15 protein-coding genes are annotated in these 14,312 nt (G+C 48.9%); 8 read left to right on the forward strand and 7 right to left on the reverse strand.

Going from position 1 to position 14,312, the window contains the following annotated elements; all coding sequences use genetic code 11:
• Window positions 1-239: 239 nt before the first annotated feature.
• The gene (locus MTCT_RS04255) at window positions 240-935 is read right to left on the reverse strand and encodes an endonuclease/exonuclease/phosphatase family protein (protein ID WP_010876562.1); all 696 of its coding nucleotides are present in this window, start codon (window positions 933-935) and stop codon (window positions 240-242) included.
• A gap of 159 nt (window positions 936-1,094) precedes the next feature.
• Here MTCT_RS04255 and MTCT_RS04260 point away from each other — a divergent pair, with 159 nt between their 5' ends.
• The 5 genes from MTCT_RS04260 to MTCT_RS04280 all read left to right on the forward strand — a co-directional run bounded on the left by MTCT_RS04260 (window position 1,095) and on the right by MTCT_RS04280 (window position 4,381).
• Window positions 1,095-1,922, forward strand: a complete 828-nt coding sequence (locus MTCT_RS04260; RefSeq protein WP_048175580.1) for a hypothetical protein — start codon at window positions 1,095-1,097, stop codon at window positions 1,920-1,922.
• Window positions 1,894-2,391, forward strand: coding sequence for a MarR family transcriptional regulator (locus MTCT_RS04265; RefSeq protein WP_010876564.1), 498 nt, complete (start codon window positions 1,894-1,896; stop codon window positions 2,389-2,391). The genes MTCT_RS04260 and MTCT_RS04265 overlap by 29 nt, the downstream gene beginning before the upstream one ends.
• A 4-nt stretch (window positions 2,392-2,395) precedes the next feature.
• Window positions 2,396-3,127: a DUF6544 family protein gene (locus MTCT_RS04270; protein ID WP_048175581.1), complete on the forward strand. Its 732-nt coding sequence runs from the start codon at window positions 2,396-2,398 to the stop codon at window positions 3,125-3,127.
• A 76-nt stretch (window positions 3,128-3,203) separates the two neighbouring features.
• A complete protein-coding gene (locus MTCT_RS04275) occupies window positions 3,204-3,935 on the forward strand; it encodes a nitroreductase family protein (RefSeq protein ID WP_010876566.1) in 732 nt (243 codons plus the stop codon).
• A gap of 2 nt (window positions 3,936-3,937) precedes the next feature.
• Window positions 3,938-4,381 (forward strand): hypothetical protein, encoded by a 444-nt coding sequence (locus MTCT_RS04280; RefSeq protein ID WP_048060926.1) that lies wholly within the window; start codon window positions 3,938-3,940, stop codon window positions 4,379-4,381.
• A 10-nt stretch (window positions 4,382-4,391) separates the two neighbouring features.
• Here the strand turns inward: MTCT_RS04280 and MTCT_RS04285 are convergent, their stop codons facing one another.
• Together MTCT_RS04285 and MTCT_RS04290 are read right to left on the reverse strand one after the other, a co-directional pair.
• On the reverse strand, window positions 4,392-4,682 hold the full coding sequence (locus MTCT_RS04285) for a carboxymuconolactone decarboxylase family protein (protein WP_010876568.1): 291 nt from the start codon (window positions 4,680-4,682) through the stop codon (window positions 4,392-4,394).
• Between the two features lie 33 nt (window positions 4,683-4,715).
• Entirely contained in the window at window positions 4,716-5,111 is a 396-nt protein-coding gene (locus MTCT_RS04290) for a metal-dependent transcriptional regulator (protein WP_013296128.1), read from the reverse strand.
• A gap of 66 nt (window positions 5,112-5,177) precedes the next feature.
• Here MTCT_RS04290 and MTCT_RS04295 point away from each other — a divergent pair, with 66 nt between their 5' ends.
• Window positions 5,178-5,477, forward strand: coding sequence for a TIGR04076 family protein (locus MTCT_RS04295; RefSeq protein ID WP_048175582.1), 300 nt, complete (start codon window positions 5,178-5,180; stop codon window positions 5,475-5,477).
• Between the two features lie 15 nt (window positions 5,478-5,492).
• Entirely contained in the window at window positions 5,493-5,828 is a 336-nt protein-coding gene (locus MTCT_RS04300) for an Mth938-like domain-containing protein (protein WP_010876571.1), read from the forward strand.
• Here MTCT_RS04300 and MTCT_RS04305 read toward each other — a convergent pair.
• The 4 genes from MTCT_RS04305 to MTCT_RS04320 are packed head-to-tail and all read right to left on the reverse strand — an operon-like array spanning window position 5,825 to window position 12,418.
• Window positions 5,825-6,391: a M48 family metallopeptidase gene (locus tag MTCT_RS04305; RefSeq protein WP_048175583.1), complete on the reverse strand. Its 567-nt coding sequence runs from the start codon at window positions 6,389-6,391 to the stop codon at window positions 5,825-5,827. The genes MTCT_RS04300 and MTCT_RS04305 overlap by 4 nt on opposite strands.
• Window positions 6,392-6,395: 4 nt before the next feature.
• Window positions 6,396-9,437, reverse strand: a complete 3,042-nt coding sequence (locus tag MTCT_RS04310; protein WP_048175584.1) for an HsdR family type I site-specific deoxyribonuclease — start codon at window positions 9,435-9,437, stop codon at window positions 6,396-6,398.
• Between the two features lie 12 nt (window positions 9,438-9,449).
• On the reverse strand, window positions 9,450-10,649 hold the full coding sequence (locus MTCT_RS09075; protein WP_052457340.1) for a restriction endonuclease subunit S: 1,200 nt from the start codon (window positions 10,647-10,649) through the stop codon (window positions 9,450-9,452).
• Window positions 10,646-12,418 carry an N-6 DNA methylase gene (locus MTCT_RS04320; RefSeq protein ID WP_048060928.1) on the reverse strand — a complete coding sequence of 591 codons (1,773 nt, stop codon included), beginning with the start codon at window positions 12,416-12,418 and terminating at the stop codon, window positions 10,646-10,648. The genes MTCT_RS09075 and MTCT_RS04320 overlap by 4 nt, the downstream gene beginning before the upstream one ends.
• Before the next feature lie 230 nt (window positions 12,419-12,648).
• Between MTCT_RS04320 and ppcA the strand changes: the two genes are divergently transcribed.
• Window positions 12,649-14,100, forward strand: coding sequence for a phosphoenolpyruvate carboxylase (ppcA, locus tag MTCT_RS04325; protein ID WP_048060929.1), 1,452 nt, complete (start codon window positions 12,649-12,651; stop codon window positions 14,098-14,100).
• Window positions 14,101-14,312 lie beyond the last annotated feature (212 nt).

A 14,312-nucleotide genomic window follows, 5' to 3' on the forward strand; every position in this document is an offset into this window, starting at 1 on the left:
GAAAATTTAATACATTCATCACGCGTTATTGCATAATTAATGAATATTTTATCTGCATTTATGTATTACCGATGTATGTAACTCAAGAAATTAAAAATTTTTATAAATATAACGGCAAGGTTAAAGCCCTTTAAACGTTTCAGAAAAATTCTGAATCGATCAATCAACTGAAGAGGCCATTTAGTGCCATTCAACGCACCTGTATGTAATAATTATAGTTAATAAATTAATCACAGGGGCTAGATCTCCAGCGTTACCATGAGGGGTATATGATCAGATAACCTTGGCCTGGTCTCTATGATTTCACCTGCCGGGGGGTGCCAGACGTCAAGGATCTTCACTCCTTCCGGGACAAAGAGGTAATCAATCTGGTATTTCCCCCCGTTAGGTGTCATGAATGTGAATGGATCTTCCTCCTCCCTGAGAACATCCCTGAATCCAAGTTCAGAGAGTCTTCCGGTCATCTCCTCAGCAAGGAGTGCTAACCTCCTCAGGGATGGGCTGAAGTTTTTATTGATGTTGAAATCACCGCCAATTATGATCAGGTCCTCTCCCTCCTCAATGTAGTTATAGAGGAGGTCAAGGAACTCAGAAAAGTCACTATCTGCTGGCCCAATGTAATTGTATATGCTAAAGAGGGAAAGACTATTTCCTCCGATTTCTATTCTGCAGGAAACATAAAAATCTTCTATACAGTGGTTGTCTGAGATTTCAAGGTAGTTCCTTTTCATGGAATCCAGCATGAGATCCTTATGAAGAAGTAATGTGTTCATCTCCCCGCGGAAGGTATGGTAATTCCACCTTACCTCATTGGGTATCATGTAGACCTCCTGGAAAAATCCTGCATCAAATTCCAGTTCCCCCATATAACTCCAGAGTTTCCTCCGCCTGTAGGATGCCCGGTTCAGGTTCCATGTCAGAACCTTAAGTTCCATTCAATCACCCCCAGGTTCAGGTTCCATGTCAGAACCTTAAGTTATCCTATAGAAAATTGTGATGCCCATTAACTTAAACACAACCGGAAACATTTATATAGGAAGAATGTAATATATTACCTAAATATGTAATATATTACCATAGGAGTTTTTGAGAAGATGAAAATAAATAAGATCCATACACTAACAGCCCTCATAACACTTATGGGGCTCTTTGCAACACTATCTGGCCTCCTGGACCAGAACACATACATCAACGACTCATTATCAGCAACTGCACAGATGATGGGCCAGGACCTCGTGACACTCACCACAGGGATCCCCCTCATAATCATTTCAGCATACCTTAGCCGTTCCTCGGCCAAAGCCAGGCTGCTGTGGATGGGTGGAATGTTCTACTTCACCTACACCTATGCCTCCATGGCCTTCCTCGCATCCTACAACAGTCTCTTCCTCCTGTATGTGGGCATACTTGCCTTATCACTCTACGGCCTCATGGGAGAGCTGTTCACAACCACCTACAGGGTTAATGTTGATGATAAAAAATCAGGCTTCACAGCCATCTACCTCACCCTCACCGGATTAATGCTGGCAGCCATGTGGATCAAGATGATCACAGATTCCCTGATAACCGGCATGGCCCCGGGGGCCCTTGAGGGCTACACAACCCTCGTCATACAGGCACTCGACCTCGGCGTCGTGGTTCCAGCGGCCCTCCTCACATCATACTTCCTCCTGAAGAGAGAAGTGTGGGGCTACGTCCTTGCACCGGTATTTCTTGTCAAGGTATCATTACTGGGAACAGCCATACTCTCAATGGTGGCCTTCATGGCCATGGAGGGGGTCCCATTCAGCTGGGGGCAGGCTGGCTTCTTTATGGTCCTCACCTTCACAGGCCTGGCCGTCACCGGGATTTTCTACCGGGGAATGGCAATCACATCAGGGAGGTTGACACTGGATGAAGGATATGCAGGCAATACGGGATGAACACCGGGAGACAAGGGAGTCCATGGAGAGGTACATACTGGTAGCCCTCTTCCTCATCGAGCAGCGCTGGAGCTACATAGTGAGCCGCGAGTTCCGCGAAGATGGCATAACAGCAAAGCAGTGGCTCTTCATGGTGATCCTTGGAAACGTCTTTGAAAGGCCCCCCTCAATGCAGGAGATGGCTGATGCCATGAGCAGCACCCACCAGAACGTCAAGCAACTTGCAGTTCGCCTTGAGGATAAGGGACTCCTGAGAATAAAACAGGACCCTGAAAACAGGAGGATGCTGCGCCTCGAGCCAACAGGGAGGTTCCATGAGTTCTGGGCTGGCAGAGATGAGAGAGACGCCGCCACCCTGAAATCCCTCTTCGATTCACTTGACGATGAAGAGGTCAAAATCCTGTTTAACGTATTTTCAAAGCTTGAGGAAGCCTCAAAGCAGCGCTATATGGAATACCGTGCGAGATGATCAGATGCTAAGAAAAAGATTTGAAATGGAAGTTAGAGAAGAACTCAGAAAGGTTCATAATCTGAATGAGAGGGAACTGCCAGGGTTACTTGCAGGATACCTTGAATCCTCCGGTCTCCCCCATGACCCTCAAAACCTCCTGATCAGGTGGGCTGACTCAAAAATAAGGAGAGGACCCCGCTGGATGAATGTGGACATGACCCAGATCAACACTCCAGCACCCTTCAGGAGCGTTTACATAAAGGGCCGTTTTTTAGGAATACCCCTTGAGGGCCTTGACACGTATTCCGGAGGCCATGGAGAAATGACCATCAGGGCCCTGAAATTTCTGAAGGTCGCAGAGGAGCGTGGAGATCCTATGGACGTGTCGGCCCTTGTAACTCTACTCTCAGAGGCCCCATTTCTACCGTCCCTCTTCCTTGCAGAGTGTACGGAATGGTCACAGCTGGATGATGAAAGGGTTGAGGGTAGAATCAGGGACCATGGCATCACTGCCAGTGGTCTGTTCACCTTCGATGAGCATGGAAGGTTCCTGAAATTCTATACAGAGGACAGGTACTGTGCAGAGTTCAACATGGAGCAGCACCCCTGGAGTGTTGAGGTGCTATCATACAGGGATACCGGGGGTTTTATCTATCCCGCGGAGTGCACCGCAACATGGCACCTCCCGGAGGGTGACCTGAAGTACTTCCATGGAAGGATCGGAGACGCAAGGTTCAACATAAGGACGCTTTAATTTGTCCGGATCACTCCATGGATTGAAGAAAATTCAGGGCACTTTAAATATATTATGAAACATAGGATATACTGTTATGAAAGAACTCTATCCATTCATTTTCAGAAGAAAGTCCACTAGAAAGTACAGGGGCCCCGCATCAGAGGATGAACTCAGGGAAATTGAGGACCGCCTTGAGAAAATTGAACCCCTCCTGGAGGATTTTGATACCGAATTCATGCTCCTGGAGAGGGATGATGTGAGGACCCGGATGCAGCGGCCGGCCCCCCACTATATAGCAGCCTTCTCAGATGGCTATGTGGGGAAGGTGAATGTGGGATTCATGCTCCAGCAGATGGACCTCAGAATCTCAGGCATGGGCCTCGGGAGCTGCTGGCAGGGGATCCCGAAGCCAAGGGGTCATGTGAAGTCTGAACTTGATTTTGTCATACTCCTGGCCTTTGGTGCTGCAGCTGAACCCGTCCACAGGGAGCACTCCGAGTTCAGGAGGAAGCCCCTCAGTAAGATAACGGACATAGAGGGGCTGGATGATGTCCTCGAGGCTGTGAGACTTGCACCCTCAGCTGTTAACAACCAGCCATGGTACTTCACCGGTGGAAATGGAAAGATCCATGCCTACTGCCAGGTGCAGAGCCCCCTCAAGAGGCGCCTTGTGGGGAGGTGGAACCCCATAGATATGGGGATAGCCCTTGCACACCTCAGGATCTCACTTGAATACCACGGGTACCGGTCTGAATTCAGAATCCTTGACGGGGTGGATGAGCTTAAAAACTACACCTACACCGGTACATTCATCTATGGGGAGTGAAAATGAAGAATAAAGCTCTGGTGGAATTCCTGGGGGATAAGGAATTTAGAAACTCTGAGTTCGTGGCTGGCATTGTAGCCAACCTCGTCCTCATCTACATCATAAACAGTGTGATGAACTGGGATATCTCCTTCATTGCAGATTCCTTCAGGGACCTTATACCATTATTAAATGCTGTGATAGGAGCCAATCTGGCTGCGAATGCCTGTTTCCTCATCTACAGGAGGCAGTGGTTCTGGACGTTCATGCAGATCATCCTGAGTGCACTGGGGTACCTTATGGTCTCATCCCTTTACAGTGTATTCCCCTTCACCTTCAGGAACCTCTATGTGTTCTACTCTGTCAGGTTCGCCCTCCTTGTTGCAATGGTCGTCCTTGCGGTTGCCGTATTCCTTCATGGCCTCAAATTTGTGCTGAAGTTCGTCCTGAAGATTGACCTGGAATAGAATTCGGGAATCAGTCCCTGAATATGGCTGAGGCCGTGTTCATTGCAGAGCCGGCCCTTATCAGTGCCGCCACCGCCGCGGCCTCTGCCAGTTCCCCCTCTGTTATACCTGCCTCAAGGGCCTCCTCTGCGTGTCTCCGTGTGCATGCATCACACCTGACTGCAACCGAACATGCCACTGATATGAGAAGTTTCTCCCTCTCCGTGAGTTTACCCTCAGATCTAACTGCTTCCCTGAAGTTTTTGAATGATTCCGCAACTTCAGGTAGTTCCTCAAGAAATCTGTCTGCTCCTGTCTTCATGTTCCTTAAGCTGACATCATCCCTTAAATACCTTCAGGGTATGGGTATGCCGTGGGGGCACCTTGCCGGGTTCCTCAGGTACCTCATGAGTGCCAGCTCTGTTTCCCTGAAGAGCTCGTGCTTCATGCGGGAGGCCTCCTCATAGGATGAGTCGAGGTCCATTCCAAGGACGTTGTGGAAGAAGCACTCCAGGATCATGTGCCTCCTTAGAACCATCTCTGCAATCTCCCTTCCCTCATCTGTGAGTTCAGCCCCCAGGTATGGGTGGTAGATGACAAGGCCCATTTCATGGAGTCTCTTGAGCATCTGGGTTACACTGGCTGGTCTGACGTTCATCCTTGATGACAGGTCAGAGGTTTTAACGATCCCGTGACTACTTAACCTGTATAATGTCTCGAGGTAGTTTTCCATGCTCCTTGTGAGTTCCATAAAGACACCAATTGAATATATATTCAAAACCTATTTAAGTTTTGTCATTTATATTCATGAAAGGTGATGGATGTGCTTGAGATACGCGTGCATGAGATAAGGGGTAAGTGCCCGGTGCACCGGGAGGGGGACCGGATAACAGTTGACGACCCTGAGATAGACCTTGAAAGGACAGACGCCCTCTGCACACACGCCCTATCCACGATCCTGCACTACACCACAATCCTTGAGAGGAACTGGTGTCCGGTGGAACTTGGACTCACAGTGGACGGCGATGAGGAGCACGCCTACATGCAGTGCGTGGACCCTGGCGAACCCTACACAGAGGGCGGCACAGTCATATTCCAGGTTAGGAGACTCAGATAAGCTGGAAGGGAAACCATGTTCTCAGACTGCAGATTCGGCTCCGTGACCTACAGGGGACGTGAATACAGATCAGACATCGTGGTGCACGTTGATGGGAGCGTGACACCAAGGAGGAAGGAGATATCAAGGAGGAAATACGGGACATCCCATGTCATGGCAGAGGAGGAACTTGAGGAACTCCTGGAAGAAAAACCTGAATCCATAATCATAGGCTCAGGGGTCCATGGAGCCCTTGAAACCGGGTTCAGATCAGATGCAACAGTTCTCCCCACCTGTGAGGCCATAAAGAGGTACAATGAGGAGCGGAGTGCCGGTAGGAGGGTTGCGGCCATAATACATGTGACCTGCTAATCGACAAGGCCCTCCATGTAAAGCCGGGCCCAGTAGTACCTCAGCATCCTCCTCCTTTCGGTGCAGTCCGGCATCTCAGATTCAAGGATACCCCAGAACCTGGGGCTGTGATTCATCTCCCGGAGGTGGACCAGTTCATGGAGCACCACGTACTCCACCATCCTGTCCGGGAGATGGGAGAGGAGGGTGTTGAAGCTCAGATTGCCCCTGGAGCTGCAGCTACCCCAGCGGGACCTCATCCTCCTGAAACGGACCCTCCCATATTCGACGCCCAGGACATCAGAGTAATGGTCCAGGAACCCGCTGACCAGTGATCTCAGCTCCTTATCCCGCCGGTACTCCAGTTCCAGATCAGATGCCCTCTCAAGCATCTCATGGAACTCATGGATCTTCCTCTGGATCCAGTCACTCCTGGATGACAGAACCTCCATGGGGTCCCCGGTGAAATCTGCGGGGAGTATCAGACGCAGGCTGTCGAATCTCAGCTCAATCCTCGGGTTCTTAACCCTCCTGTATATGACCTCACATCTAACCTCCAGGTCCCCGGCCATGAATCTGTCCATTTTATCACTGATACCTCTCAAATATTTTCATAAGATCTTCCTGTGCTTCATCGGCGATCTGCCTTCTTTTGGGCGCATCCTTCGGGAGGTTCCTCAGGAGGAAAACCCTTATGATTCTCATAACATTCCTCTTAACGCTCTCCTGGGACGTCCATCCAGGGAATATGTTCCCATCAACCTCCTCTGTAAGGGCAACAGCATATTCCTTCAGTTTATCCTCTGGTATACCTCTGCCCCTGAGGGTCATCAGGACCGCGAACTCCTTCTCGTCAAGACCGAGCTCCTTCATTCTGCGCTCCTCCTTCCAGATCTCTCTTATGATGGCAGCGCCCTCCCTGTAGAGTTCCTCGTAGTCCATGGTTTTCTCCCTCCACTGTTCCAGGAGGCGTTCAACCTTTTCAGCCACCGATTCATAGATGGGGTTCCTTGTGCCATCCCTGAGGACATATGAGTTGAGTGTGTAGACTGTTAAGGCAGCCTTATCCCTTATATCCCTGACCTTCCTGAGGTTTTCAAAGTAATCGGAGTCAAATTCTATTACCGGGAGTTTACTTTCTATTTCCCTGAACTCTGTGGTCCTGTGGATGTATTTGAGGGTTTTCTGGTAATACCTTTCAGTTTCGGCTTCAACTGATGGTTTCCTTGATACGACCCTCTGATAGTATGTGTAGATGGCCGTGAGCCACCTGTAATCCTTGAGGCCATGCCTTATGAAGGGCTGGTCAGAGAGCAGCTCGAATAGCCTTCTGAGTTCACGGTAATTCTCTGTGAATTTCTTTTCGAGTTCTTCATCAGAGGTTATGAGTTCAACCGCGTCGGAGAGGACCTCAATATCCATCCCCTCCCATTCAAGGTCGCTGAAGATCCTGAGGGTCTCCCTGAGTAGCTCCTCGTATTCCCTCTTCATGGATTCCATATCATATACTGCGCCCTCATACTCCTCCTTACTGTAGAGTTCAAATGCGCGCCTCAGTTCCGCCCCCATGACTCCAATGTAATCTATTATGAGGCCTGCCTCCTTGACGTCCCTGTAGGGTCTGTTTGTTCTTGCAACTGCCTGCAGCAGTCTGTGTTCCTTCAGTGGCTTGTCGAGGTACATGGTCTGGAGTATGGGTGCGTCGAATCCTGTGAGGAGCATATCCGTCACTATGAGTATCCGGGGGTTCCTATCAGGGTCCCTGAACCTTTCCAGTACCAGGTTTTTAATCTCATGGTGGCTCCTGCCATGGTATTTATCCATGAGTTCCTCCTCATAGGCCCTTATTATCTCCTCGTCCCGTGGAGTGTAGGTCATTACGATCTCAGAGTACTCTGGTGGGAGGTGCCTGTCGAGTTCCCTCTTGTAGAGGACGCATGCCCTTCTGCTTGGAGCCACAACCATGGCCTTGAATCTTCCATCAATGTTCTCTTTGAAGTGTTTCGCGATGTCCTCTGCTATTATCTCTATCCTGCGAGGGTTCTCGAGGATGGTTTTTATGGTGTCCAGTTTCCTTTTAACAGATTCCTCAACGTCCTTCCTTATGGATTCTGGCAGTTCCTCGAATTCCACGCCGATGAATGCCTCCAGGTGTTTCCTGTCAAGGTGGACGTCACCTGCGAGTCTCGGCTGATAGGTTATCTTCACGGTGAAGCCGTCCCTTATGGAGTCTGTTATGAAGTACTGGTGGATGTATTTCTCTTCGGGGGGGTATGCGAACCTATCATAGGTGTCGCGTTCCCTCTTTGATATGGGTGTTCCTGTGAAGCCGAAGAAGAACGCTGATCTCAGCATGTCCTTCATCTGGGCTGCCAGGAGGCCATACTGACTCCTGTGGGCCTCATCAATGAAGACTATGACGTTCTTCCTGTCCATTATGGTTTCTCCTCCATGTTCCCTGAGTTCGGCTGTTATATCATCAAGTTTGTCTGTGAATTTCTGTATGAGTGTTATGAAGAGGCCCCTCTTTCCCCGGTAGTCATCGCTGGCTATTGTTCTCTTTAATTCTGCTATGGATTCTATTCTCTCAGGCTGGTGGATTTCCAGTGCCGCGAGTTCTGCGTATAACTGTTCCTCAAGTTCTCTGCGGTCCACTATGAAGAATACTGTTGGGTTCTCCAGTTCCTTCATCCTGTAGAGTTTACTGGCCGCGAATATCATTGTCAGGGTTTTGCCTGATCCCTGCCAGTGCCATATAAGGCCCCTGTTCCTTTTATCTTCTCCCCTGATGTTCCTCAGGACCCTTTCAACTATCCTCTCAGCTGCATGGTACTGCATGTGCCTTGCTATTACCTTGGTTGTTGATCCGAATTCTGTCCTTATGTAGATGTAGTTCCTGATGAAGTCGAGCACCCGTTCTGGTCTGAGGAGTGGGAGTATATCTGCGGCAGGGAGTCCTGTATGGTGCTCATGGTCCTGTTTTCTGGATTGTGGAGGGAGTTTACCATCCGTCTCATTCCACTCGAAGGTGGGGACCTCATCAAGCCAGGGAACTACCGGGAAGTACCTTGCAAAGTCTTCAGCAGCGACACCCATCTGTACGTATTTGTAGAGTTCCGGTACTGTCTTCTCATAGTCCTTTATCTGCCGGTAGGCGTCCGCCCATGTCTCTGACATCCCCACGGGGTTTTTGAGTTCTATGTTCACGAGGGGGATGCCGTTGATGAAGAGCATTATGTCTGTCCTTATGGTCTGGTCACCGCGACGGAATACGACCTGCCTTGATGCTGTGAATGAGTTGTGGCCCGGGGTATCGTGGTCAAGGATTTTGACCTTCCTGGGTTCCCCTGTTGTGGCAGATTTTATGTAAACGCCATTTTTAAGGTATTCAAGTATCGATTTGCATCCCTCAATGCTTGCTGCTTTACCCCGGAGCTCCTGGATGACCTGCTGTATATCATCATCCTCTATATACTGGTTGATCCTTCTTATGGAGTCTATCAGCTCAGATTCTATGAGGGGGTTTTCAGGGTCATCCCTCCCAAGTTCGGCGGCCGGTATATCATTCCAGCCCATTCCCCTCAGTTCCTTCATGAAGTAGTCTTCAAGGGCCTCCTCATTTAATTTCATGTTCTATCCCCCCTATGATGTTATTCTGACCCTCCTTTTACCTGTCAGGAGGTCGTTCATGAGCCCCCTCTTTATGTTTTCAAGTTTAACCTTCCTCTCCGTGAGGAGCTCGAGCCTTCTGTCCACATCCTGGAGTATCTCTGAAATCCTTTTCTGCTCCTCAAGAGGAGGGAGGGGAATTTTTATTTTCCTCATTATTCCCTGGTTTAACTTCTTTCTTGTGGATCCAACGACATAATGAGTTAAATCTAAATAAATAAGAATATGGAGTAAAAATCTATTAGTTATCTTAGAAGGTAACGCTTCGATAACATGTGCATGATTATTAACCCAAAACTTACCATTCATTATATATGCAGAGCTCCCAAAGGATGAATAATCACCTCCATCCTCAGCTAAAAGTACAAATTCCCCATTAAAAATATAATCATTGATATAATCAATTATGCCGTTCGCTCCACAATATGGATAATCACCTTTCATCTTAATTCTTTCTTTTTCACTAAGAGGTATTCTTTTATTATCATGAATCTCAACAACATCCTCCAAGTTAACAACATCCCAATCCACAGGAATCCTGCCAACATGAGAATCCTTGAATTCCGTGTGGTTGATGCCCTCCATCAGAAGCCTCTGCATGAGACCCCTCTTAAGTTTCTCTGTAACCCCTATCTCCTTATTAACCTTCTCTATCGCACCATCAACATCCTGGAGTATCTCTGAAATCCTTTTCTGCTCCTCAAGAGGAGGAAGAGCCATCCTAAATTTACTAATTGCTTTCCACGATGTCCTTGGATGGTTAGTTCCTGAAGTCGTAGATACTGCTCTTTGAATAAATTGATTTGTATGAATAAAATAGATAAGAAATTCAGGAATTATCCTATCGGAGGGTGTTAAGACTATTAAATCCGTTGAACAAATTCCATTTATATCCGCTAATACTGCTTTATCGAGATACGGTCTCAGTTTACCATATAAAATATCTCCAGTGTAAAATCTGTACTTTGTACTGCGGATACCTTCATCAGACACATATTCACAAAGTTTAGTTTCTCCAGATCTTATATGTTCTAACCCAACAAAATTATTTTTACCTTCCCCCGCGGGTTGAATGGACTCTCTTCTCTGATCCACAACCTCACCCAAACTGACAACATCCCAATCCACAGGAATCCTGCCAACAGGAGAATCCTTGAATTCCACAGTATTCACATTTTCACCCCCATATACCCAAGTTCATCCAGGTAACCCCTTATCCTCTCATCAACTTCGGCGAGTTCCTCCTCGATCTCGGAGAGGCGCATCCACTCACCTGCCACATCAATATCCTCGAGCTCCTCCTCAGGGAATGCGTAGAGCGGCACGTTCAGATTATAATCATTCTCACGGATCTCATCAAGGTCGACAACCCTTGAGAATCCATCATCACCCTGGAACTCCCTGTAGGCCTCAAGTATCCTCTCAATGTTCCCGTCAGATAGGATGTTCAGCTTCCTGACCTCAGGGTGCTTCTCATACTCCTCACCTGCATTGATGAAGAGGACCTTACCCCTCCTTTCCTCATCCTTATCCTTGTTGAGGATTATTATTGCCCCCGGGGCACCTGTATTGTAGAATAATTTTTCAGGGAGAAGTATAACCGCCTCTATGAGGTCGTCCTCCAGTACAGCTGACCTTATACTCTTCTCACGGCCACCCCGGAAGAGGCAACCATTATCTATAACCACACCTATCCTCCCGTCATCCTTGGCAGAGGCTATCATGTGCTGTATCCATGCCCAGTCAGCGGACTGCTTGTTCACAAATCCGTACCTGAATCTCTCCCTCCAGTAATCTCCCTTCTTGAGGGTGTCCTCACCGTAACCATCCTGGTTCCATGGTGGGTTGGCTATCACTACGTCGAACCTCATGATCCCGTCTGATTCCTTGAATTTGGGGTAGAGGAGTGTGTCACCATGGGCTATGTGGTGGTCCTTTATGTCATGTATGTACATGTTCATTGATCCTAAGGCCATTGTCTTCCTGTTGACCTCCTGTCCGTAGAGGAAGAGCCTTTCGGCCTCACCATAGGTCTCCTTAACGTACTTGTGGGATATTATGAGCATGCCATTGGACGCTGATGCCGGGTCGTAGACGCTTTCGCCGGGTTTTGGGTCGAGTATCTCGACCAGTAGCCTTATAACCTCCCTGGGTGTGTAGACCTCGCCCTCCTTGGCCTTGGTTGGGGCGAAGTATCTCAGTATCCATTCATAGGCGTCTCCAAGGATGTCGGGGTCAACGTTTGTGAGTTTCTTCTCACTGAATAGTTCAACGAGCTGCCTGAGTATCTCCCGGTTCTCCTGGCTCTGTGTGAACTCCACGAAGTCAAAGGCGTCCACCACGTCCTTGAAGGCGGGGTTGAGTTCTGCGAGGTTCTTGAGGGCCCCTGCAAATTTTATGGGCAGGTTCTCAACGTCCTTCCTTATGTTGTCCCAGAGGTACTCCTCCTTTATGTCAAGGTCATGGTATGCACTGTTACGTGCCTCAAGCCTCGCCTCCTCCTCACTGAGGCCATACTCCTTTATGGCATCCTCATATGCCTTCTGGTATTCCATCATCCACTTGTCACTCATCTGTTTCATGAACAGGAGGACCAGGATGAACTTGTAGTCGACCCTTGTCCTTATGAGGTCTGCTGCCCCCTTGAGTATCCTCTCTATGTCTGCACGGCCAAGTTTATCGTCCTTGAGGGTGAGGTAATCCTGTATGATCTCTGATTTGGGTCTGAGCATGTAGATCCTTCTTCTCTCATCATCGGGATCCTTTCTTGTCTCTATCCATCCCTTCTTCCTCATCTCGGATATTGCAGCTGAAAGGGACTTTTCATCAATTAGATGTTCCTTTCCAAGTATTTCAAGGGCCTCGGTGCTCCTGAATTCCCGGTCCTCAAATTTATCCCAGAGGAGGTCATATTTTTCTTCAAGCCATTTTGGTAGTTTCATATTATCACCTTCAGTTAAGGTGGCAGTCCTGCCTGCAATGATCCCGGTCCAGATTATACAAGCTAATTGACTTACCACTTGTATAATTTATACCTTTTAATATAAATATCTTTGTGCGGTATGGCGCTGTAAACCCATTACATAGCATGTCATTTCAAGGTCCAGGTTCATTATCCTCATCATCATCCTTATATTCCAGTCCACAGAAATATCACCCCGGAGTGTTAAACATGAAGGTTCCAAGATGCATGAGTACACAGCATCCAGACAACGTTAACCCGCCGTTCTTTGCAGAAGAACCTGAACTGGGTGGTGAAGACGAGATAAGGGAGGCATACTACGTCTTCTCACACCTGGGATGTGACGAACAGATGTGGGACTGCGAGGGCAAGGAAGTGGACAACTACGTTGTAAAGAAACTCCTCACAAAGTACCAGGCCTTCTTCAGGGACCATGTCCTGGGTGAGGATCTGAGGCTCACCCTCAGGGTGCCCAACCCCACAGTTGAGAGGGCCGAGGCAAAGATACTCCTTGAGACCCTTGAGAGCATACCCAGATCCTATGACACCGCAAGCCTCTTCTACGGGATGGACGCAGCCCCGGTCTTCGAGGTCATCCTACCCATGACCTCATCAAGCAGCTGCCTCAACCGGATCCACAGCTACTACCTGGACTTTGTGAAGGGTAAGGAGAGGCTGCAGCTCGCAGATGGTGTGACCGTCAAGGAGTGGATAGGTGAATTCCGGCCCGACGAGATCAACGTTATCCCCCTCTTCGAGGACCATGAGGGGATGCTGAACGCCGCCAAGATCACAGGCGAGTACCTTGATGGTAAGGATATCCAGGAGCAGAGGGTCTTCCTTGCAAGGTCAGACCCCGCCATGAACTACGGTATGATATCAGCCACACTCCTCAACAGGATAGCCCTCTCAGACTTCCGGGACCTTGAGGAAGAGTCAGGAGTTAAACTCTACCCCATAATAGGTATGGGCTCAGCTCCCTTCAGGGGTAACCTCCGCCCCGATAATGTGGAGGACGTTACCTGGGAGTACCGTGGCGCCTACACCTTCACTGTCCAGTCATCCTTCAAGTACGACCATGAACCATCAGATGTCATCAGGGGCATAAAGAAACTCAGGTCTGTTAAACCGGGCAGGGCAGCTGAAATCGAGCGTGAAAGTGTCCTGGAGATAATTTCAGCCTACTGCAGGGAGTACAGGAGGCAGGTCATGGACCTCGTGGACATCATAAACAGGGTTGCGAGGTACGTGCCCGGCAGGAGGAAGAGGAAGCTCCACATCGGACTCTTCGGATACTCCAGGAGCATGGGAAACGTTTCACTCCCAAGGGCAATAACCTTCACAGCGGCCCTCTACTCGCTGGGGGTTCCCCCGGAGCTGCTCGGGTTCAACGCGCTATCATCAGGTGACCTTGAATTCATTGAGGAGGTCTACCCGGGTCTTGGAAGGGACCTCCATGACGCTGCAAGGTACGCCAACCCTGAATCACCATTCCTCAGCCCTGAGGTTAAATCATCCTTTGAGGAGTACCTTGAACCTGAGTATGATGAGGGACACATGAAGACCACAGAGGAGATCATAAGGGCCCTCAGAATCAACAGGACAGCCAACCTCCAGGAGCTCATCCTTGAGGCTGCAAGCCAGAGGAAGTTCCTCGGCTGAAACCCTCCACCATTTTTTGTGCTGAGCAGAGAGCTGCCCCCCATAAACTATTTTTTCAATTCTGAAAGCATCCATACACATCCACTGTAAGACCACCCGGCCTTCCCACGGGTTCTGGCATCAGTCTACCCACTGTTCCTGACGGACCCGCTGATATAGAATTCTGGCATCACCATCCCCACCCTTCCTTACTGACCTGTTGATACATTAAA

The organism is Methanothermobacter sp. CaT2, assembly GCF_000828575.1.
In the GTDB taxonomy this organism is placed as follows: domain Archaea; phylum Methanobacteriota; class Methanobacteria; order Methanobacteriales; family Methanothermobacteraceae; genus Methanothermobacter.

Excerpts from the sequence above, each read along its gene's own strand:
- MTCT_RS04255 (WP_010876562.1), bottom strand. The coding sequence starts at position 935 with ATGGAACTTAAGGTTCTGACATGGAACCTGAACCGGGCATCCTACAGG.
- MTCT_RS04260 (WP_048175580.1), top strand. The coding sequence starts at position 1,095 with ATGAAAATAAATAAGATCCATACACTAACAGCCCTCATAACACTTATG.
- MTCT_RS04265 (WP_010876564.1), top strand. The coding sequence starts at position 1,894 with ATGAAGGATATGCAGGCAATACGGGATGAACACCGGGAGACAAGGGAG.
- MTCT_RS04270 (WP_048175581.1), top strand. The coding sequence starts at position 2,396 with ATGCTAAGAAAAAGATTTGAAATGGAAGTTAGAGAAGAACTCAGAAAG.
- MTCT_RS04275 (WP_010876566.1), top strand. The coding sequence starts at position 3,204 with ATGAAAGAACTCTATCCATTCATTTTCAGAAGAAAGTCCACTAGAAAG.
- MTCT_RS04280 (WP_048060926.1), top strand. The coding sequence starts at position 3,938 with ATGAAGAATAAAGCTCTGGTGGAATTCCTGGGGGATAAGGAATTTAGA.
- MTCT_RS04285 (WP_010876568.1), bottom strand. The coding sequence starts at position 4,682 with ATGAAGACAGGAGCAGACAGATTTCTTGAGGAACTACCTGAAGTTGCG.
- MTCT_RS04290 (WP_013296128.1), bottom strand. The coding sequence starts at position 5,111 with ATGGAACTCACAAGGAGCATGGAAAACTACCTCGAGACATTATACAGG.
- MTCT_RS04295 (WP_048175582.1), top strand. The coding sequence starts at position 5,178 with ATGGATGTGCTTGAGATACGCGTGCATGAGATAAGGGGTAAGTGCCCG.
- MTCT_RS04300 (WP_010876571.1), top strand. The coding sequence starts at position 5,493 with ATGTTCTCAGACTGCAGATTCGGCTCCGTGACCTACAGGGGACGTGAA.
- MTCT_RS04305 (WP_048175583.1), bottom strand. The coding sequence starts at position 6,391 with ATGGACAGATTCATGGCCGGGGACCTGGAGGTTAGATGTGAGGTCATA.
- MTCT_RS04310 (WP_048175584.1), bottom strand. The coding sequence starts at position 9,437 with ATGAAATTAAATGAGGAGGCCCTTGAAGACTACTTCATGAAGGAACTG.
- MTCT_RS04320 (WP_048060928.1), bottom strand. The coding sequence starts at position 12,418 with ATGAAACTACCAAAATGGCTTGAAGAAAAATATGACCTCCTCTGGGAT.
- ppcA (WP_048060929.1), top strand. The coding sequence starts at position 12,649 with ATGAAGGTTCCAAGATGCATGAGTACACAGCATCCAGACAACGTTAAC.